The organism is Acidocella sp. C78, from assembly GCF_907164655.1.
In genome coordinates this window covers 340057-358807 of sequence record NZ_CAJQZK010000001.1, presented here as the reverse complement: position 1 = coordinate 358807, position 18751 = coordinate 340057, and the positions used below count along the sequence as shown (strand labels likewise).

Here is an 18751-nt window from a genome sequence, read left to right as displayed (position 1 = left end):
ACAAACTGCCTATAAAAATGACGGTTAAAAATGGATTTTGTTCGATTTATGACCGTATTATGCATTCATAATATTCAAATGCCTATTTATGAGGCTTTCAAACGTGAATAATATGAACCTCCACCATCGGACGTTTGCCGAAGCGGCGGCCGAGCACGCGACGGAGCGCTGTCTGCGCCGCGTCCCGAACGGCGGACCGGTCGGTGCGCAGCCCCACCGGAAGATCCTCGAATGTAGCCACGAAATCCTCGGCCAGCGCCGCGAGGGCGCTATCCTCCGCCTCGAACAGGCCAGGCGCCGTGATCTGGGCGGCTCCCTTCACCTTGCCTTCTCGATCGACGGCGAGACTGCCAACCACGACCCCGTTGAGCATCATCCGTCGCCGCGCTGCCATGACGCCGCCCTGCATCGGCACGAGACGATCACCGTCCACGGCCAGCCTCCCGACCGGAACGCTGTCGACAACCTCGGGCGCATCGGGCGCGAGGCGCAACACATCGCCGTCTTCCAGCAGAAGCGTGCGGATGCCCTCGGCCTCCGCAAGATCGGCCTGCGCGGCCATGTGGCGCCATTCGCCGTGGGTGGGGATGAGATAGTGCGGGCGTACCAGGCGGTAAAGCCGGCGCAACTCATCCCGTGCCGGATGGCCGGAGACGTGAACCATGTGATCGTCATCGGTCATGATGTTCACGCCGGCGCGCACCAGCTCATCCTGCACGGCGCCGATCGCACGCTCATTGCCGGGGATGACCCGGGCCGAGAAAATGACGGTATCGCCCTCGCCCAGCGCAACATGGCGATGCGTATCGGCGGCCATTCTCGCCAGGGCCGAACGCTTCTCTCCCTGGCTGCCCGTGGCCAGGATCAGCAGATTATCATCGGGAATCGAGCCGGTATCGTCCTCCGGAACAAAATCCGGCAGGTCGGCCAGATAACCGCATGCCTGTGCCGCCTCGACATATTTGCCGAGGCTGCGGCCAACCAGCGCGACGTGCCGGCCAGCCGCCGCAGCCGCCTTAACGACCGTTTCGATCCGGGCAATGTTGCTCGCGAAGCATGTCACCACAATCCGGCCGCGCAGTCCGGCGATCAGGCTGGTCAGACTGCGGCGGACCGTGGCTTCCGAGCCGGAATGCCCCTCAACCAGCGCATTGGTCGAATCGCAGATCATCGCGAGGACGCCGGCGTCCCCCAGCTCCCGCAGGGCGTCCTCGTCGGTCGGCGGCCCGATCAGCGGTTCCGGGTCGAGCTTCCAGTCTCCGGTGTGCAGAACGGTTCCGTATTTCGTGGCGATGACGAGCGCCTGTGACTCAGGTGTGGAATGGGCCATCCTGATATAGCGCAGTCCGAACGGGCCGACCTCGAAGCTGCCACCGGGCTGGATTTCCGTGATCCGAACGCTTCGCAGCAGCCCGGCTTCACCGAGCCGGTAGCGGATCAATGCCGCGGCAAAAGGCGTTGCGTAAACCGGGCAGCGGAGCGCATCCCAGATCCGGGCAATCCCGCCAATATGGTCTTCATGTGCATGGGTGATGACAAGGCCGCAAATCCGTTCCCGGTTGGCGGCAAGAAAGGCCGGGTCGGGGACGAGCAGTTCGGCCTCCGGCGCCTCCGGCCCGGCAAAGCCCATGCCGCAATCGACCACCAGAAAATCACCATCCAGCCCGTAGACGTTCAGGTTCATGCCGATCTCGCCGGTGCCGCCCAGCGGGGTAAAACTCAGCCCCTTGCTGATCTCGTTCATGAAGTCACCTTGTTGTTCAGTCGCATAAGCTTGTTCATTCGTGTTCGGCATCCCGCGCCCGCAGCAGCGGCGCGGGATTGCGAAGGGCGAGCAGGCGCAGGCCCTCCAACGTGAGGTCGGGATCGGTAAAACCGATACTCGACGTGCCCTCGGCAATCAGCGGCGCTAGTCCGCCTGTGGCGATTGTTTTCATCTTGCCGCCGAAATCCGTCTCGATCCGCGAGATCAGCCCCTCGACGAGACCGACATATCCCCAATAGATGCCCGAGCGCATGGCCGGGATCGTCGATTTCCCGATCACCTGCTGCGGTCGCCCGATGCCGATGCGGGGCAACCGGGCGGCCGCCTGATGCAACGCCTCCATCGAGAGGTTGATTCCAGGCGCGATCACGCCGCCGACATACGCGCCATTGCCGTTGACCACGTCAAACGTCGTCGCCGTGCCGAAATCGATCACGATGAGCGGGCCACCATAACTGTGATGGGCGGCCAACGCGTTGAGAAGGCGGTCCGCACCGACTTCGGCCGGATTGTCCATCTCGATCGCAAACCCCCAGTCGAGCTCGGCGCGGGCAATCAGCGGCTCGATCCCGAACCAGTCACGACACAGCCGGCGCAAGTGATAGAGTGCCGCCGGAACCACGGTGCCGAGCACCGCGGCGTCGATCCCCGCCGAGGCAATGCCCGCACGATCGAGCAGTACGCCAAGCCAGACACCGTATTCATCAGAGGTGCGCTGAGCGTCCGTCGCGATGCGCCAGGCACCGCGCCACCGCTCGCCATCATGCACAGCGAAAACAATATTGGTGTTGCCTGCGTCAATAACCAGTTTCATGTCATGCCGGCTCGGTTGGGCGATCAGATCAGCGCGACGTCGCCGCCGCGCAGCGCGACGACGCGTTCACCATCGCGGAGCAGCAGCGCGCCATCCTTGTCAAGACCGACATACTGTCCGGTCAGCCGGCCACCATCCACCGTCAGCGCCGCGCCCTCGGGATGCGCCCGCGCCATCCAGGCACGGCGCAGCGTTTCGGACCCCAGCGGTAGCACACCGAGCCAGTGATCGAGCCGTGTGCACAGAACAGATGCCAGATCCTCCGGGGTCATTGTTCCGCCCAGCGATGCGAGGCTGGCTGTTGTACGGCCCGGAACGTGAGGCGCCGTGACGAGGTTGACGCCAACACCGATCACAAGCCAGGCGATCACGCCGTTCTCGATCGTCGCGTCAAGCAGGATGCCCGCGAGCTTGGCGTCTCCTGCCATCACGTCGTTCGGCCATTTCAGCGCGATGCGCCCGGGGGTTGGAAGCGCCGCATCGAGAGCCTCGATCAGCGCGAGCCCGGCAAGAAGGGCATACCATCCCCCCTGCCCCGCTGGAATGTTCGGCCGCAGCAGAACGGAGCCATAGAAATTCCCTGCGGGCGAATTCCACTGGCGACCAGCACGCCCGCGACCAGAGGTCTGCCGCCCGGCCAGTACCATCAGCCCGGCAGGTTCACCCGTAGCCGCCCGCCGCGCGCAGAAATCCGACGTCGAATCCAGCGTATCGTAGCGTTCGATCCGCCAGCGCGTGACGTCAGCCGTCAAAAGCCCTGGCTCGTCATGACCGCGTGAGCCGCCATCGTCGACAGGGTCGTCAGCGTCGAGGGATGAAAGGCGAACAGAAGCACGCCCGCCGACGCAAGCCCAATGACAAGGCTCACTCCGGAATTGCGCGAATCCAGACCCGGTTCACCGGCATCGAAATACATGACCTTGATCACGCGCAGATAATAGAAAGCGGCCACCACGCTGGTGACAATGCCAAGCACCGCCAGGGGGGTCAGACCGGCATTTATCGCAGCCGCGAATACATAGAATTTGCCGAAAAAGCCGGCGAGCGGCGGAATGCCGGCCATCGACCACATCATCATCGCGAGCGCGAAGGCAAAGCGCGGATCATCCGTCGCCATGCCTGCGAGGTCGGATATCCGGTCGACCGGCTGACGGCCGCGGCTCATCGCAATGATGCAGCCAAACGTGCCGAGCGACATGACAACATAGATCGCCAGATAGATCAGCGCGCCGCTGACCCCGGCTGCGTTGCCGGCCGCAAGCCCCATCAACGCGTATCCCATATGGCCGATCGACGAGTAGCCCATGAGCCGCTTGATGCTGGTCTGCCGGATCGCGCCGATGGCGCCAATGACCATCGAAGCCGCGGCGAGGAGTTCCACAAGATCCCGCCACTGCGCCACCGCGGGGCCGAACGGCCCCAACATCACCCGCAACAGCAGTGCGAACACGGCGATCTTCGGCGCCGTGGCGAAGAATGCCGTCACCGAGGTCGGCGCGCCTTCATAGACATCGGGTGTCCACATATGGAACGGTGCCGCCGAAATCTTGAACGCCAGCCCGACCAGAACAAAGACCAGCCCGACCGTCGATCCCATGGCGGCGGCCGGGTGGCTGGCAAGCGCGCGGGCGATGCCCTCGAACCCCGTGGTTCCGGCAAAGCCGTAGACGAGCGAGATACCGTAGAGCAGCAGACCGGAAGACAGCGCGCCGAGCACGAAATATTTCAGCCCGGCTTCCGATGAGCGCAGATTGTGCCGGGCAAAGGCTGCAAGCACATAGAGCGCGAGCGACTGGATCTCGAACCCGATATAGAGAGTAATGAGGTCGTTTGCCGAAACCAGCACGACCATGCCAGTGACGGCGAACAGGATCAGCACCGGAAATTCGAACCGCGTGATCCCGATATTGCGATTGAACGTGACGGAGAGCGCAAGAGCGCCGATGGCGCCCAGTGCCACCAGAACATCCGCGAAACGGGTGAAATCATTTGTCTGATACAGCCCGTGCAGAACCGTCCCGGTCGGGGCCGCGACAAGTAGCCGGGCGGCGATGGCCAGCACCACCCCCGTGACCGCGGTGATCGCGAAACTGTGGTCGCGCCGGGCAAAAACGCCAGCCATCAGCATCACGATCCCCGCGACCGCGAGAAACAGGATGGGCAGAACGGTATAGAATGTCGACATTGCCTCGCTCACTGCTTGATCATGGCCAGCCGGCCGTGCGCGCCGGAAGACAGGTCGGCGAGATGCGCATGAACAAGATCCTGCACGGCGCCGCCGAAAATATGGGTCAGGCTGCCAGGTGCAAAGCCGAGCACGAGAACCAGCACCGCCAGCGGCGCAAGCAGCAGCCATTCACGCGGGCCAATATCGGCAATGACCGCGTTGGCGACGCTGCGTGCCTGATCGAACAGCACGCGACGGATCATCACCAACATGTACATCACGCTCAGGATCATGCCGGTGCCCACCAATAGCGCCACCCAGAAATTCGCCTGGATCGCGCCGATCATCACCAGGATTTCGCCGACGAAGCCGGAGGTGCCGGGCAAACCGACATTCGCCATCACGAACAGCATCAGGAAGGTGGCGTAGACCGGCATGCGCGAGGCAAGCCCGCCAAGCTGGTCGAGCCGCAGCGAATGACCGCGCGCGAGCAGGATGCCCACGCAGAGGAACAGTGCGGCAATGACGAGCCCATGCGACACCATCTGGAACAGCGCTCCCTCGATGCCCGCGACGGTGACGGTAAAGATACCGACCACGATCAGCCCCATATGCGCGACCGAGGAATAGGCGACCATGCGCTTGATGTCGGTCTGCGCCAGGGCGGCGAAGGAGATATAGATGATGCCGATGATGCCGAGCGCGAACATGAACGGCTCAAAATAGGCCGTCGCCTGTGGCAACATCGGTAGCGAGAAGCGCAGGAACCCATAGGCTCCCATTTTTGAAAGCACTGCGGCCAGCATGATCGTGCCGGGCAGCGGCGCTTCACCATAAGCGTCGGGCAGCCAGGTGTGCAGTGGCCAGACCGCCGCCTTGACGCCGAAAGACAGCAGGAACGCGATGAACAGCCAATCCTGAATGGTGGGCGCAATGGCCGTGTGCATAAGCCGCACCATGTCGGTGGTGCCGGCATGGTGCCACATCCAGACCAGGGCGAGCAGCATCGGCAGCGAACCGGCGAGTGTGAAGAGGAAGAACTTCACTGCGGCATGAACCCGACGCTCCCCCCCCCATACGCCGATGATCAGATACATCGGGATCAGCACGCCCTCGAAGAAGATGTAGAACAGCAGGAAATCGAGAGCCGAGAACATGCCGATGGTCATGGTCTCGAGCAGCAGAAAGGCTGCCATGTAGTCGCGCACGCGCCGGCGCTCGCGCCAGCTCGCCAGCACCGCGACCGGCGTCAGCAGCGCGCTGAGGCCAACGAAGAACAGGCTGATGCCGTCAACGCCCATCCGGTAGCCGATGCCATAGGCCGGGATCCATTCGGCGGACTCGACGAATTGAAACCCATGCACCGACGGATTGAAGCCGACGATCATTACCACAGCAAGCACGAGCACGAGCAGGCTGGTCCACAGCGCGATCCAGCGCGCATTGCGGGCGGTAGCGGCATTTGCAGAGTCACCGGTCAGATACATCAGTACGGCACCGGCAAGTGGCAGCCAGGTCATCAGCGAGAGAAGATGGAAATTCATGTGCCGCTCCCCCTCACCGCGCAACCAGGAAGACGGTCACCAGAACCATCAGCCCCACCAGCATGACGAACCCGTACACCGCGATCGATCCGCTCTGCAGCCGGCTGGCGACGCCGGAAGCGTCGCCGGTCAACCGCGCCAGACCCTCCGGCACGCCGTCGATCATCTCCTCATCGCCGATCCGCCAGATGGCGCGCGCGATGCGCAAGGCCGGACGAACGAAAATCGCATCATAAAGCTCGTCGAAATACCATTTGTTGAGCAGGAACGCGTGGAGTCCCGGCCAGGTTTGGGCCAGCCGCGCCGGCAGCGCCGGGGCGAGTTCATAGAACCAGTAGGCAATACCGATGCCGGCAATGGCCAGCAGCAGCGGCATCTTTTCTGCCCAGGCCGGAATGGCGTCACGTGCCGCCATCACCGCGCCGCCATGCGGCAGGGCGATGCTGGAGCCCCAGAAATTCGCAAAATGCGCCCCGATGAACGTCGGTCCGAGCAGGAAGCCGGTCGTCAACGCGCCGATCGCGAGCGCCACCAGCGGCAGCAGCATCACCAGCGGGCTTTCATGCGCGTGGGCGAGCGTTTCGTTGGACGCCCGCGGCTTGCCGTGGAAGGTGAGCAACATCAGCCGCACCGTGTAGAACGCCGTCAGCCCTGCACCCAGCGTGCCGCACAGCCAGCCGAACACCGCCGTATGCGAATGCGCGGCAAAAGCTGCGGACAGAATCGCATCCTTGGAGAAATACCCCGAGAATGGCGGAATCGCGACCAGAGCCAGGCTGCCCGCCCACATCGTCACATAGGTCACCGGCAGTTTGCGCCAGAGACCGCCCATCTTGCGGACATCCTGCTCGTCGGCCAGCGCGTGGATCACCGAACCGGCGCCCAGAAACAGCAGCGCCTTGAAGAAGGCATGATTGATCAGGTGGAAGATGCCAATCGGCGCCGCGCCCACACCGACCGCGAGGAACATGTAGCCGAGCTGCGAGCAGGTGGAATAGGCGATGATGCGCTTGATGTCGTTCTGCACGCAGCCGATCGTCGCCGCAAAAAAGGCGGTGAAGCCTCCAATTACCGTGATGGCTGCGAGGGCGACGGGCGCCGCATCGATCACCGGAGACATCCGCGCCGTCATGAACACCCCGGCCGTCACCATGGTCGCGGCATGGATGAGGGCGGAAATCGGCGTCGGGCCTTCCATCGCATCCGGCAGCCAGGTGTGCAGGAACAGCTGCGCGGACTTGCCCATCGCACCGATGAAAAGAAGGATCGAGATGACCTCGAGCACCGGCAGATCGGTGCCAAACAAATGGTAGACGTGCGGCGCAACCTTCGCCACGCCGGCGAAGATCGCATCGAAATTCACACTGCCGAACTCATACCAGGTCAGCGCGATGCCGACTGCGAAGAACAGGTCACCCACCCGGTTGACGATGAAGGCCTTGATCGCTGCTTCGTTGGCGCTGGCGCGGTCGTACCAGTAGCCGATCAGCAGGTACGACATCAGGCCAACGCCTTCCCAGCCGAAGAACAACTGCAGCAGGTTATTGGCGGTGGCGAGCATCAGCATCGCGAATGTGAACAGCGAGATATAGACGAAGAAGCGCGGCTCGGTGCGGTCCTCCGCCATGTATCCCATGCTGTAGACATGGATCAGCGCCGATACCACGCAGACCATTCCGACCATCACGAGCGACAGCGTGTCCATCCGCAGCGCCCATTGCGGCGCGAAGGTGCCGACCGAGATCCATTGACCGAGCACAACGAGATGGTCCGCCGCCCCGAGCACGAGATGACGATAGACCGTGCCGATCGCGGCGATGGCCGCCACGACCAGCGAAACCACGCTGAGCCCGACGGCCGGGGCTCGGCCGATTGTGGGACGGGCGAGCCCGGCGAGCAGCGCGCCGGCCAGCGGCGCGAGAACGGCAATGGCAAGCAGCATGTCGGCTCAGCCCTTCATCAGCGTGACGTCTTCGACTTCGATCGAGCCGCGGTTGCGGAAATACACAACGAGAATTGCCAGCCCGATCGCCGCTTCCGCCGCCGCGACCGAGAGAACGAACATGGTGAAGACCTGCCCCGCCATGTCATGCAGCGCCGAAGAGAAGGCGACGAAATTGATATTGGCGGCGAGCAGGATCAACTCGATCGACATCATGATGACGATGATGTTTTTCCGGTTGAGGAAGATTCCGAAAATCCCGATCACCAGCAACAAACCGGCGACGACGAGATAGGGGCCAAGCCCTACAGCGCTCATCGGATCGTCTCCTGAGACGCGGGGGCAGACTGGGTCATCTGCTTCGCTCCCTTGCCAATACCGAGCTTGACCATCGTCAGCGTTTCGTCGATCGGCCGCTGATGCTGCGCCGAGATGTCCTGTCGGCGCGAGCGGCGCTCGCCCGAATGAGTCAGAACGATCGCGCCGATCATCGCGACAAGGAGCAGCAACGCCACAAGTTCAAAGGCGAACATGTAACGGGTGTAGATAAGGTCGCCGAGAGCCGCGGTGTTCGACATATCTGCCGGCATCGGCACCTGGCTGGCGAGATGGGCGGCGGGGGTAACGGTCCAGCCGACGGCAACGGCGCCAATTTCCACCATCAGGATGAACCCGATCAGCAGGCCGAGGGGCGCGTAGCGCTGAAATCCCTCGCGCAGCGCCGCAAAATCGACGTCGAGCATCATCACGACGAAAAGGAACAGCACGGCGACCGCACCGACATAGACGATGACGAGCACCATCGCGAGAAATTCGGCACCGGCCAGCACGAACAGGGCAGCTGCGTTGATGAAGGCCAATATAAGAAACAGCACCGAATGCACCGGATTGCGCGCGGTGATCACCATGCAGGCCGAGAGCAACAGGATCGCGGCAAAAACATAGAACGCAAGGGCTACGATCATGATGCGTTACCGGTAGGGCGCGTCGAGTTCGAGACGCTTGGCCAGTTCGCTTTCCCATCGATCGCCGTTCGCGAGAAGTCTTTCTTTATCATACATCAGCTCCTCGCGCGTCTCGGTCGCGAATTCGAAGTTCGGCCTTCGACGATCGCATCGACCGGACAGGCTTCCTCGCAGAGGCCGCAATAGATACATTTTGTCATGTCGATATCGTAGCGCGTGGTCCGGCGCGAGCCGTCCTCGCGCGGTTCGGCTTCGATCGTAATTGCCTGCGCGGGGCAGACCGCCTCGCAAAGCTTGCAGGCGATGCACCGCTCCTCACCGTTCGGATATCGCCGCAGCGCATGCTCGCCCTTGAAGCGCGGGCTGATCGCGTTCTTCTCGAACGGATAGTTCAGCGTCGCCTTGCGGGTGAAGAAATACCGCAAGGTCAGACGCATACCGGAGAGTATCTCCAGCAGGAGAAACCGGTGCGCGATGCGATCAAGTCTGGCCATCATCCAATCTCCCGGTCACGCATGCGGCAACCAGCCGAAAATTTCGAGTGCGCTCGCCGTGATCACCAGCCAGGAAAGGGAGAGCGGCAGGAAAACCTTCCAGCCGAGCTGCATGAGCTGGTCGTAACGGAACCGCGGCAAGGTCGCCCGAACCCACAGAAAGACAAACAGGCAGAGCATCACCTTGAGCAGGAACCAGATTGGCCCCGGAACCCAGGTAAAGGGCGCGAGCGGGATCGGCGACAGCCAGCCGCCGAGGAAAAAGATGGTCGTCATACCGCTCATTAGGATCATGTTCGCGTATTCGCCGAGGAAGAACAGCGCGAAGCTCATGGCGCTGTATTCAACGAAAAACCCGGCCACGATTTCACTCTCGCCTTCCGGCAGGTCGAATGGCGCCCGGTTCGTCTCGGCGAGACCGGAGATGAAGAAAATCACGAACATGGGCAGAAGCGGTATCGCGAACCAGATATGCCGCTGCGCCACCACGATGTCGTTGAGGTTCAGGCTGCCGACGCAGACCAGAACCGAAAGGATCACGAGCCCGATCGAAACCTCGTAGCTCACCATCTGCGCGGCACTGCGCATGGCGCCGAGAAACGCGAATTTCGAGTTGCTCGCCCAGCCGGCGATGATGACACCGTAAACCCCGAGCGAGGAAATTGCGAAAAGATAGAGCAGGCCAACATTGATATTGGCGATTGCCCAGTGGTTGTTCACGGGAATGACGGCCCAGGCGATGATCGCAAGCCCGAACGTGATCATCGGCGCAAACAGGAACAGCAGGCGGCTCGCGCCATCCGGAATGACCGTTTCCTTGAAAAGCATCTTGATCGCATCGGCGAAAGGCTGCCACAGGCCGAACGGGCCGACCACGTTTGGCCCCTTGCGGAGCTGCATCGCGGCCAGCACCTTGCGCTCGGCGTAGGTGAGGTAGGCAACACCGATCAGCAACGGCACCAGCAGGGCCAGAGCCCGCAGCAACGTGATGACGAGAATGCCAAGATCGCTCGAGAAGAAGCCAGCCTCCATCACGCTCACTCCGCTGCTATCTGGCGCGGGAGGATGATCTCCTCGATGCATTTCGCCATGGTCTGGCTGGCGCGGCTGATCGGATCGGTCTGGTAATAGGTCGCGAAGGCACGGCCGAACGGCGCATCGCTGACCGAGCCGGAATCGCCGCGCGGCGCGGCCCCACCACCATGGCCGAGGCGCCGCAGCACACCAATCTCGCCAAGGACCGGATAAGACTCGATCATCCTCGCGCGCAACGCGTCGAGATCGTCATACGGCAATGGCCGACCAAGTGCTCCGCTCGCCGCGCGCAGGATCGCCCAATCCTCCCGCGCCTCACCTGGCGGAAAAATCGCCCGCAGCGCACGCTGCGCCCTGCCCTCGGTATTCACATAAGTGCCTGGCTTCTCGGTGTAGGCGGCCCCAGGCAGAATCACATCGGCCCGTGCCGCGCCACGATCGCCATGATGCCCCTGATAGATCACGAACGTGTCGGCGCCGATCCTGGACATATCGAATTCGTCGGCACCGAGCAGCCACAGCACATCCACCCCGCCGCCCATCATGCCGGCGATGTCCTTGCCCTTGTCACCCGGCAGAAAACCGAGTTCGAGCGCGCCCATCCGTGCCGCCGCGTTGTGCAGCACATTGAACCCCTGCCATTCGGCGGTCAGCATGCCGGTCTGCAGCGCGATCTGCCAGCAAGACGCGAGCACTGCCGCCGCATCCGCCCTGGCGAAGGCCTGCGAACCAACGATCATCATCGGCCGTTTCGCCGCCGCCAGCCGTTTCGTGAAATGATGCGCCGGATCGAGCAGCGCCTTCAGCGCGTCGCCTCCGTGGCCAAGATGTTCATGATCATAGGTCAGGTCGGCTGGCGCGCCGACCAATCCGGCAACGAAACCCGGGGTTTCCACCCAGCGGCGCCGCAGCCGCGCATTCAGCACCGGCGCTTCCTCGCGCGGATTGGCGCCGACGATCAGCAGCGCGTCAGCCTCGTCGATCCCTTCGATCGTCGTGTTGAATCGATAAAAAGCCCGGTTGGAAACGTCGAATGTGGCGCCATCCTGCCGGCAGTCGAGATTGGCGGAGCCAAGCGCGCCCATCAGATCCTTCAGCGCCATCATGCTCTCGGCATCGCAGAGATTGCCCGCGATCGCGCCAATTCTGCTGCCATCAAGCCCTTTGATCCGGCCGGCGATGGCGGCAAAGGCCTCGTCCCAGCTGGCCGGGCGCAGCTTACCATCCTCACGCAGCCAGGGCCGGTCAAGCCGACGGCGCTTGAGGCCGTCGATCGAGAAGCGCCCCTTGTCGGCAAGCCACTCCTCGTTCACCGCGTCGTTCAACCTGGGCAGAACGCGCAGCACCTCGGCGCCACGGGCGTCTATGCGGATATTCGTTCCGACCGCGTCGAACACGTCAATACTGTCGGTCTTGCGCAACTCCCAGGTGCGGGCGGTGAACGCATAAGGCTTCGAGGTCAGCGCGCCAACCGGGCAGAGATCGATGATATTGCCCGACAGTTCGGAGGATAGGCCGCGTTCGACGTAATTGGTGATTTCCATGTGTTCGCCGCGTTGCACTGCGCCGAGTTCAGGGACGCCTGCGACCTCCGCCATGAACCTGACGCAGCGGGTGCAATGAATGCACCGCGTCATCACCGTCTTGACCAGCGGGCCAAGGTATTTATCGTTGACCGCGCGCTTGCTGCCCTCATACCGGGTGTGGTCTCGCCCATACCCAACGGCTTCGTCCTGCAGGTCGCACTCGCCACCCTGATCGCAGATCGGGCAGTCGAGCGGATGGTTGATGAGCAGGAATTCCATCACCCCGCGGCGGGCCTGGCGGACTTTTTCGCTGTCGGTGTGAATGACCATGCCCTCGCCCACTGGCTGCCCGCAGGAGGCGACCGGCTTCGGCATCTTCTCGATCTCCACGAGGCACATGCGGCAATTGCCGGCAATCGAGAGCCGCTCGTGATAGCAAAAGCGCGGTATTTCCTTGCCCGCTTCCTCGCAGGCTTGCAGCACCGTGTATCCGTTCGGAACCTCGATCTCTACCCCGTCGACCGTCACTTTCGGCATCAGATCCGCACCCCGCCGGTGGCGCGCGTGGCGCCGTTGACCCTCTTGTGCCGCATCGTCCCCTCCGTCATTCCGCCGCGAGCCGCGCTGCCGAGCGCGCCTTGTAATCCGCGATGCGCTGTTCGACCATCGGCCGGAAATGCCGCAGCAGACCCTGGATCGGCCAGGCCGCCGCGTCGCCGAGCGGACAGATCGTGTGGCCTTCAACCTGTCTGGTGACCTGTTCCAACAAATCGATATCGGAAATTTCAGCCCGCCCCTCGACCAGCCGGTTCATCATCCGCATCATCCAGCCGGTGCCCTCGCGGCAGGGCGTGCACTGGCCGCAACTCTCATGTTTGTAGAACGCCGCGAGCCGCGCGATCGCCCTGATGAGGTCGGTCGACTTGTCCATCACGATCACCGCGGCGGTGCCGAGCCCCGTACGCTGCTCACGGAGACTGTCGTAATCCATCAGCACCGTGTCGCAGACCGATTTCGGGATCATATGCACCGATGACCCGCCAGGGATCACCGCCTGCAGATTGTCCCACCCACCGCGTACGCCACCGGCATGCTTCTCGATCAGTTCACGCAGCGGAATGCCGAGTTCCTCCTCGACATTGCACGGCCTGTTCACGTGACCGGAGATGCAGAAGATCTTGGTGCCCGAATTCTTCGGCCGGCCGAGCGCCGAAAACCAGGCCGCGCCCCGCCGCATGATGGTTGCAACCCCGGCAATGGTCTCGACATTGTTGACGGTGGTCGGACAGCCATAGAGACCAAGCGCCGCAGGGAAAGGCGGTTTCATCCGCGGCATGCCCTTCTTGCCTTCGATGCTTTCGATGAGCGCCGATTCCTCACCACAGATATACGCACCGGCGCCGCGATGCACCGTGATGTCGAAAGCCCAGCCCGATCCGCAGGCATCCTCGCCGATCAGCCCGGCGTCACGCGCCTCGTCAACGGCCGCCTGCAAATTCCTGTATTCGTTATAATATTCGCCACGAACATAGATGAAGGCGCGATGCGCGCCCATAGCGAAGCCGGCGATCAGCGCGCCTTCCACCAGCTTGTGCGGCTCATGGCGCAGAATGTCGCGATCCTTGCAGGTGCCGGGCTCGCTTTCATCGGCATTGATGACGAGATAGCTAGGGCGTCCGCCGGTTTCCTTCGGCATGAACGACCATTTCATTCCCGTCGGAAAGCCCGCCCCGCCCCGGCCGCGCAAACCCGACGACTTGATCTCCTCGATGATCGCATCCCGCCCGCGGGCGAGGATATCCTTCGTGCCGTCCCAGTCACCACGCGCGCGGGCGCCGGCAAGCCGCCAGTCATGCACACCGTAGAGGTTGGTATAGATCCGGTCGCGATCGCTCAGCATGTTATTCCGCTCCGCCCTCTTGCTTGCCGCCCCCCACGTTGAACAGCGTGGTCGGCCCACCCTCGGGCGCCGAATTCTGGCGGCCGATCATCGAGCCGGGCGGCGGCACGTCACCGGCGCGCAGGCGGTCGAGCAGGTCTTCGGTGCGCGGTCCGTCCAGATCCTCGTAGACATCGTCATTCACCTGCACGACCGGGGCATTCACGCAGCAGCCAAGGCATTCGACTTCCTCGATGCTGAATGTCTCGCCGTCGGCCTCGGCGGCCTTGCGGCAGGCCTCCATCACCTCGTCAGAGCCGCGCAGCCAGCATGGCGTCGTCGTGCAGACCTGAAGGTGATACCGACCCACCGGCTTGGTGTGATACATCGTGTAGAACGTCGCGACTTCATAGACGCGCATGGACGGCATCGAAAGGCGGCGGGCGATCGCATCCATCGCCGCCCGCGGCACCCAGGCATGGCCCGTCTGCCGCGCCATCTGCCGTTGCGCGAGGTCGAGCAGGGGCATCACAGCGCTCGCCTGCTTGCCCTCCGGATATTTGGCGATGATCGCGGGGATCAGGGCCTCGCTTGTGTCATCGAAGCTGAAAGCGGGTTCGGTCATGTCGTTCATCTTTCAGCGATCCACTTCCCCGAACACGATATCGATCGAGCCCAGCACGGCGATCGCATCGGCGAGGAGATGGCCTTTCGACATCAGGTTCATCGCCTGGAGATGCGAGAAGCCGGTTGCGCGGATCTTGCAGCGATAGGGCCGGTTGCTCCCATCGGCGACGAGATAGACACCGAATTCACCCTTCGGCGCCTCGACCGCGGTGTAGGTCGAGCCGGCGGGAACATGGTAGCCTTCGGTGTAGAGTTTGAAATGATGGATGAGTGCTTCCATCGACCGCTTCATATCGGCACGTTTCGGGGGCGTGATCTTGTGATCCTGCACCTTGATCGGTCCTTCAGGCATCGCCTTGAGCGCCTGGCGGATGATTTTCAGGCTCTCGACCATCTCGCGAATCCGCACGAGGTAACGGTCAAACGAGTCGCCATGCCGGCCAACCGGAATGTCGAAATCAACCTCGTCATATTTGTCATAGGGCTGCGCCCGCCGCAGATCCCAGGCGATACCGGAGGCCCGCAGGTTGGGGCCGGAAAATCCCATCGCCAGCGCGTCTTCGGCAGAGATCACCCCGATATCGACGAGGCGCTGGCGAAAGATTCGGTTGTCGTTCAGCAGGTTCTGTAGATCGTCGAGAAATTTCGGAAACCGCTCGCTCCACTCCCAGATCTGATCGGCAAGACCAGCAGGCATGTCCTTCGAAACCCCGCCGGGGCGGAAATAGTTGGCGTGGAAGCGCGCCCCGGATACGGCCTCGTGAAAGGTCAGCAACTTCTCCCGCTCTTCATACCCCCAAAGGCTCGGGGATTGCGCGCCAATATCAAGCGCGAGGTGAACGGCGTTCAACAAATGATTGAGAATACGGGTAATTTCTGCAAACAGCACGCGGATCCACTGCGCCCGTTCCGGCACTTTCACGCCGAGCAGCCGCTCGGTCGCGAGGGCGAACGCATGCTCGCAGCACATCGGACTGACGTAATCGAGCCGGTCAAAATACGGCACCGCCTGAAGATAGGATTTATATTCGATCAGCTTCTCGGTGCCGCGATGCAACAGGCCGATATGCGGATCGGCACGGGTTACCGTCTCGCCCTCCAATTCCATGATCAGGCGCAACACGCCGTGAGTGGCCGGATGCTGCGGGCCGACATTCACCGTATGACGGTCGTTGATGTCGATCACGCGACGCTCGGGTTCCTGCGTCCCGTTCTGTATCGCGTCACTCACGAGCCTGACCCTCCGCCCACCGCCTTCTCGTCGCCAGGCAGCGTATTCATCGCTTCCCAGGGCGAGAGGAAATCGAAATTCCGGAATTCCTGCGTCAGCGCGACCCTGTCGTAAACGACCCGCTTCTGTTCCTCGTCATAGCGAAGTTCGACATGACCGGTGAGCGGAAAATCCTTGCGCAATGGATGCCCCTCGAACCCGTTATCGGTCAGAATCCGGCGATGATCGACAAGCCCATCGAAACTCACGCCGAACAGGTCGAATACCTCACGCTCCCACCAGGTGACGCCAGACCAGATTTCGCTGACGCTTGGCACCGGTGTGGCTTCGTCGGTGGTCACGATCACACGCAACCGATCATTTCGGGTCACCGACAGCAGATTATAGACGACATCGAACCGCTCGGCCCGTTCTGGCCAGTCGACACCGCAGACGTCCATGCATTGCTCAAAGGCAAAATTCGGATCATCGCGGAGAATGCGCATCACCGTGGCGAGCGATTTCCGGTCAACCGCAATAATACGCTCATCCCGTTCGAGCATGACATGACTGACGCCGGAAACCGCGCGAAGCCGGTCGCCAAAGGGGTCGGCTGGCGCCGCGACGGCCGGCGCCTCTGTCTGGTTCTCTTCACTCACGGAAAATCGTCCCCGTCCGGCGAATTTTCTTCTGTAACTGGGTAATTCCGTACACCAGCGCCTCAGCCGTCGGCGGGCAGCCCGGCACATAAATATCGACCGGAACGATCCGGTCGCAGCCGCGCACGACGGAATAGGAATAATGATAATATCCGCCGCCATTGGCGCAGCTGCCCATCGAAATCACCCAACGAGGCTCCGGCATCTGGTCGTAGACCTTGCGCAGGGCCGGAGCCATCTTGTTGGTCAGCGTTCCGGCAACAATCATCACGTCGCTCTGGCGCGGCGAATTGCGCGGGATGATCCCAAAACGGTCGAGATCCCAGCGTGGCATATAGGCGTGAATCATCTCGACGGCACAGCAGGCGAGGCCGAAGGTCATCGGCCACAGGCTGCCGGTTCGGGCCCAGTTCACCAGCCGGTCGAGATTGGCAACAACGAACCCCTTGCCGGCGATTTCCCCCGTGATGCTACGGACCACGGCGTCCTGCTCGGCTCCGGGATTCAGATGCTCTCGATTCCAGGCAATGTCAGGCTGTTGCACGGCGTTCATGTCATGCCTTCCGCTTGGGCCGATGCGGCCGGTTTGTCACTCGTCTCATCAGGGTCAGGCACAAGCAGAGCCAGGCTATTCCCAGTCAAGCGCTCCCTTGCGCCACTCATAGATAAACCCGATCGCCAGGATTGCCAGAAACCCCATCATCGACCAGAACCCCAGCGCGCCAATCCGCGACAGGCTCACTGCCCAAGGGAACAGGAACGCGATTTCGACGTCGAATATGATGAAGAGAATTGCCACGAGGTAATACCGCACATCGAATTTGCGGCGGGCATCACTGAACGGAGCGAAGCCACACTCATAGGCACTCAGCTTTTCACCGTAAGGATTTTGGCGGGCGACAAGAAGTGAACCGACAACGAACGCGCCGCCAAGAAGACCTGCTATGCCGAGGAAAACCAGGATGGGGAAGTAGACCGACAGATCCGCATGCATCGCGATTGTCCCCTGCATATCCAGCATTACCCGCCAAGTCGCGGCAGACCATCAGATCAGAGCGCCGCAGGCCGAACACGCCACCGCAACCCGAATGACTCAGGCTGTTTCAGGTCGTGTCCTCCTTATGTTCTGTCCATCCATGATGCCTGAACCAAGGCAAAATGGCGCGAGTGACGGGGCTCGAACCCGCGACCTCCGGCGTGACAGGCCGGCGCTCTAACCAACTGAGCTACACCCGCGTTGTGAGACGTTCCGTATAGCGGCGACCGATGCGCGTCAAGCTCTGGTGGCGAGGTTGTCTTGTCCGTCATCGAAGGCCAACCCGCTTTCGCGCCCTCACAGCACCACCGGCTCCTGCCGCAAATGCACGAACCTCCCGGCAAACGCCCCAACATGCCTGCAGCACTGCCGCCCGTGCGGATTCGAGGGTGCGATGATGCGGACTTTTGCTGTTTCCGGAGATATTTATGCGACACTGCTATGCGTCAGGATGAACCACACCAACGGCCCAGAAGCCGAATCGGCTCGAGTCGCTCGGGTCATGTCGCAGAGGAAAAGGGGGCGATGAATGGGCGGTGACGGGATCGAACCGCCGACCCTCTCGGTGTAAACGAGACGCTCTACCTCTGAGCTAACCGCCCATAGCGGCGCCCTGCCAGTCCGCTGGCAGGGGCTTGGCAATCAGTTCAGGCCGACACAGAGATCGGCCTGTTTCAGTGTCAGTTCACAGCATCCTTGAGGGTCTTGCCTGGCTTGAACTTGACCGAGGTCGACGCTGCGATCTGGATTTCCTCTCCAGTGCGCGGGTTGCGACCTGTCGCCGCCTTCCGTTCGGCCGTGCCAAACGTGCCGAAACCGACCAGGCGCACTTCTTCCTTGCGCTTCAGAGCATCCTCGATAGCAGCAAACACCGCATCCACCACTTCGGTGGCCTTGGCTTTGGTAAGGTCGGTCTTCTCCGCAACGTCTGCGACGAGATCCATTTTGTTCACGGGTCAGTCTCCCAGTTGGTGTAAACGGAAGTGGGCGGTCAAGAAAACGAATCGGCTCCCGGCCACGCATTCCGCCGAACGCCGCACACTAATGGGGCCGGTTTCCCTCCGTCAACGAAGACGAATGGAAAACCG

At 62.1% G+C, this 18751-nt stretch carries 17 protein-coding genes, 2 tRNA genes and 1 pseudogene; all 20 read right to left on the bottom strand.

Features of this window, described 5'->3' with window-relative positions; all coding sequences use genetic code 11:
• Window positions 1-97: 97 nt before the first annotated feature.
• Window positions 98-1744, bottom strand: coding sequence for a ribonuclease J (locus tag ACIDOCELLA78_RS98530; RefSeq protein ID WP_201727631.1), 1647 nt, complete (start codon window positions 1742-1744; stop codon window positions 98-100).
• A 34-nt stretch (window positions 1745-1778) separates the two neighbouring features.
• Window positions 1779-2579 carry a type III pantothenate kinase gene (locus tag ACIDOCELLA78_RS98525; protein ID WP_201727630.1) on the bottom strand — a complete coding sequence of 267 codons (801 nt, stop codon included), beginning with the start codon at window positions 2577-2579 and terminating at the stop codon, window positions 1779-1781.
• Between the two features lie 23 nt (window positions 2580-2602).
• The gene (locus ACIDOCELLA78_RS98520) at window positions 2603-3331 is read right to left on the bottom strand and encodes a biotin--[acetyl-CoA-carboxylase] ligase (RefSeq protein ID WP_201727629.1); all 729 of its coding nucleotides are present in this window, start codon (window positions 3329-3331) and stop codon (window positions 2603-2605) included.
• Entirely contained in the window at window positions 3328-4764 is a 1437-nt protein-coding gene (nuoN, locus tag ACIDOCELLA78_RS98515) for an NADH-quinone oxidoreductase subunit NuoN (protein ID WP_201727628.1), read from the bottom strand. The genes ACIDOCELLA78_RS98520 and nuoN overlap by 4 nt, the downstream gene beginning before the upstream one ends.
• An 8-nt stretch (window positions 4765-4772) precedes the next feature.
• Window positions 4773-6290 carry an NADH-quinone oxidoreductase subunit M gene (locus ACIDOCELLA78_RS98510; RefSeq protein ID WP_201727627.1) on the bottom strand — a complete coding sequence of 506 codons (1518 nt, stop codon included), beginning with the start codon at window positions 6288-6290 and terminating at the stop codon, window positions 4773-4775.
• A gap of 13 nt (window positions 6291-6303) precedes the next feature.
• Window positions 6304-8232 (bottom strand): NADH-quinone oxidoreductase subunit L, encoded by a 1929-nt coding sequence (gene nuoL, locus ACIDOCELLA78_RS98505; RefSeq protein WP_201727626.1) that lies wholly within the window; start codon window positions 8230-8232, stop codon window positions 6304-6306.
• Window positions 8233-8238: 6 nt separating this feature from the next.
• Entirely contained in the window at window positions 8239-8550 is a 312-nt protein-coding gene (nuoK, locus tag ACIDOCELLA78_RS98500; protein WP_011941875.1) for an NADH-quinone oxidoreductase subunit NuoK, read from the bottom strand.
• Window positions 8547-9197, bottom strand: a complete 651-nt coding sequence (locus tag ACIDOCELLA78_RS98495) for an NADH-quinone oxidoreductase subunit J (protein WP_201727625.1) — start codon at window positions 9195-9197, stop codon at window positions 8547-8549. The genes nuoK and ACIDOCELLA78_RS98495 overlap by 4 nt, the downstream gene beginning before the upstream one ends.
• 6 nt (window positions 9198-9203) lie before the next feature.
• Window positions 9204-9691 (bottom strand): annotated as a pseudogene (gene nuoI / locus ACIDOCELLA78_RS98490) (NADH-quinone oxidoreductase subunit NuoI).
• Window positions 9692-9706: 15 nt separating this feature from the next.
• Window positions 9707-10723: an NADH-quinone oxidoreductase subunit NuoH gene (nuoH, locus tag ACIDOCELLA78_RS98485; RefSeq protein WP_201727624.1), complete on the bottom strand. Its 1017-nt coding sequence runs from the start codon at window positions 10721-10723 to the stop codon at window positions 9707-9709.
• 5 nt (window positions 10724-10728) lie between these two features.
• Window positions 10729-12789: an NADH-quinone oxidoreductase subunit NuoG gene (gene nuoG / locus ACIDOCELLA78_RS98480; RefSeq protein WP_201727623.1), complete on the bottom strand. Its 2061-nt coding sequence runs from the start codon at window positions 12787-12789 to the stop codon at window positions 10729-10731.
• A gap of 67 nt (window positions 12790-12856) precedes the next feature.
• Window positions 12857-14152, bottom strand: a complete 1296-nt coding sequence (gene nuoF / locus ACIDOCELLA78_RS98475) for an NADH-quinone oxidoreductase subunit NuoF (RefSeq protein ID WP_201727622.1) — start codon at window positions 14150-14152, stop codon at window positions 12857-12859.
• A 1-nt stretch (window position 14153) separates the two neighbouring features.
• On the bottom strand, window positions 14154-14765 hold the full coding sequence (locus ACIDOCELLA78_RS98470) for an NAD(P)H-dependent oxidoreductase subunit E (protein WP_201727621.1): 612 nt from the start codon (window positions 14763-14765) through the stop codon (window positions 14154-14156).
• A 3-nt stretch (window positions 14766-14768) separates the two neighbouring features.
• On the bottom strand, window positions 14769-15989 hold the full coding sequence (locus ACIDOCELLA78_RS98465) for an NADH-quinone oxidoreductase subunit D (protein WP_201727620.1): 1221 nt from the start codon (window positions 15987-15989) through the stop codon (window positions 14769-14771).
• Window positions 15986-16627: an NADH-quinone oxidoreductase subunit C gene (locus ACIDOCELLA78_RS98460; protein ID WP_249674945.1), complete on the bottom strand. Its 642-nt coding sequence runs from the start codon at window positions 16625-16627 to the stop codon at window positions 15986-15988. The genes ACIDOCELLA78_RS98465 and ACIDOCELLA78_RS98460 overlap by 4 nt, the downstream gene beginning before the upstream one ends.
• Complete coding sequence (locus tag ACIDOCELLA78_RS98455) at window positions 16620-17180, bottom strand: NADH-quinone oxidoreductase subunit B family protein (protein WP_201727619.1); 561 nt, start codon at window positions 17178-17180, stop codon at window positions 16620-16622. Before ACIDOCELLA78_RS98455 ends, ACIDOCELLA78_RS98460 begins: the two co-directional genes overlap by 8 nt.
• A gap of 75 nt (window positions 17181-17255) precedes the next feature.
• On the bottom strand, window positions 17256-17621 hold the full coding sequence (locus ACIDOCELLA78_RS98450; RefSeq protein WP_174504741.1) for an NADH-quinone oxidoreductase subunit A: 366 nt from the start codon (window positions 17619-17621) through the stop codon (window positions 17256-17258).
• Between the two features lie 165 nt (window positions 17622-17786).
• A tRNA-Asp gene (locus tag ACIDOCELLA78_RS98445) sits at window positions 17787-17863 on the bottom strand.
• 330 nt (window positions 17864-18193) lie between these two features.
• Window positions 18194-18265 (bottom strand) — tRNA-Val (locus tag ACIDOCELLA78_RS98440).
• 78 nt (window positions 18266-18343) lie between these two features.
• Window positions 18344-18607 carry an HU family DNA-binding protein gene (locus tag ACIDOCELLA78_RS98435; RefSeq protein ID WP_283770803.1) on the bottom strand — a complete coding sequence of 88 codons (264 nt, stop codon included), beginning with the start codon at window positions 18605-18607 and terminating at the stop codon, window positions 18344-18346.
• Window positions 18608-18751: the final 144 nt, after the last annotated feature.

Coding starts and splice junctions, on each gene's coding strand:
- ACIDOCELLA78_RS98495 (WP_201727625.1), bottom strand. CDS start 9,197: ATGATCGTAGCCCTTGCGTTCTATGTTTTTGCCGCGATCCTGTTGCTC.
- ACIDOCELLA78_RS98525 (WP_201727630.1), bottom strand. CDS start 2,579: ATGAAACTGGTTATTGACGCAGGCAACACCAATATTGTTTTCGCTGTG.
- ACIDOCELLA78_RS98510 (WP_201727627.1), bottom strand. CDS start 6,290: ATGAATTTCCATCTTCTCTCGCTGATGACCTGGCTGCCACTTGCCGGT.
- nuoH (WP_201727624.1), bottom strand. CDS start 10,723: ATGGAGGCTGGCTTCTTCTCGAGCGATCTTGGCATTCTCGTCATCACG.
- ACIDOCELLA78_RS98455 (WP_201727619.1), bottom strand. CDS start 17,180: ATGAACGCCGTGCAACAGCCTGACATTGCCTGGAATCGAGAGCATCTG.
- ACIDOCELLA78_RS98435 (WP_283770803.1), bottom strand. CDS start 18,607: ATGGATCTCGTCGCAGACGTTGCGGAGAAGACCGACCTTACCAAAGCC.
- nuoK (WP_011941875.1), bottom strand. CDS start 8,550: ATGAGCGCTGTAGGGCTTGGCCCCTATCTCGTCGTCGCCGGTTTGTTG.
- nuoG (WP_201727623.1), bottom strand. CDS start 12,789: ATGCCGAAAGTGACGGTCGACGGGGTAGAGATCGAGGTTCCGAACGGA.
- nuoL (WP_201727626.1), bottom strand. CDS start 8,232: ATGCTGCTTGCCATTGCCGTTCTCGCGCCGCTGGCCGGCGCGCTGCTC.
- ACIDOCELLA78_RS98530 (WP_201727631.1), bottom strand. CDS start 1,744: ATGAACGAGATCAGCAAGGGGCTGAGTTTTACCCCGCTGGGCGGCACC.
- ACIDOCELLA78_RS98450 (WP_174504741.1), bottom strand. CDS start 17,621: ATGCATGCGGATCTGTCGGTCTACTTCCCCATCCTGGTTTTCCTCGGC.
- ACIDOCELLA78_RS98470 (WP_201727621.1), bottom strand. CDS start 14,765: ATGAACGACATGACCGAACCCGCTTTCAGCTTCGATGACACAAGCGAG.
- nuoN (WP_201727628.1), bottom strand. CDS start 4,764: ATGTCGACATTCTATACCGTTCTGCCCATCCTGTTTCTCGCGGTCGCG.
- nuoF (WP_201727622.1), bottom strand. CDS start 14,152: ATGCTGAGCGATCGCGACCGGATCTATACCAACCTCTACGGTGTGCAT.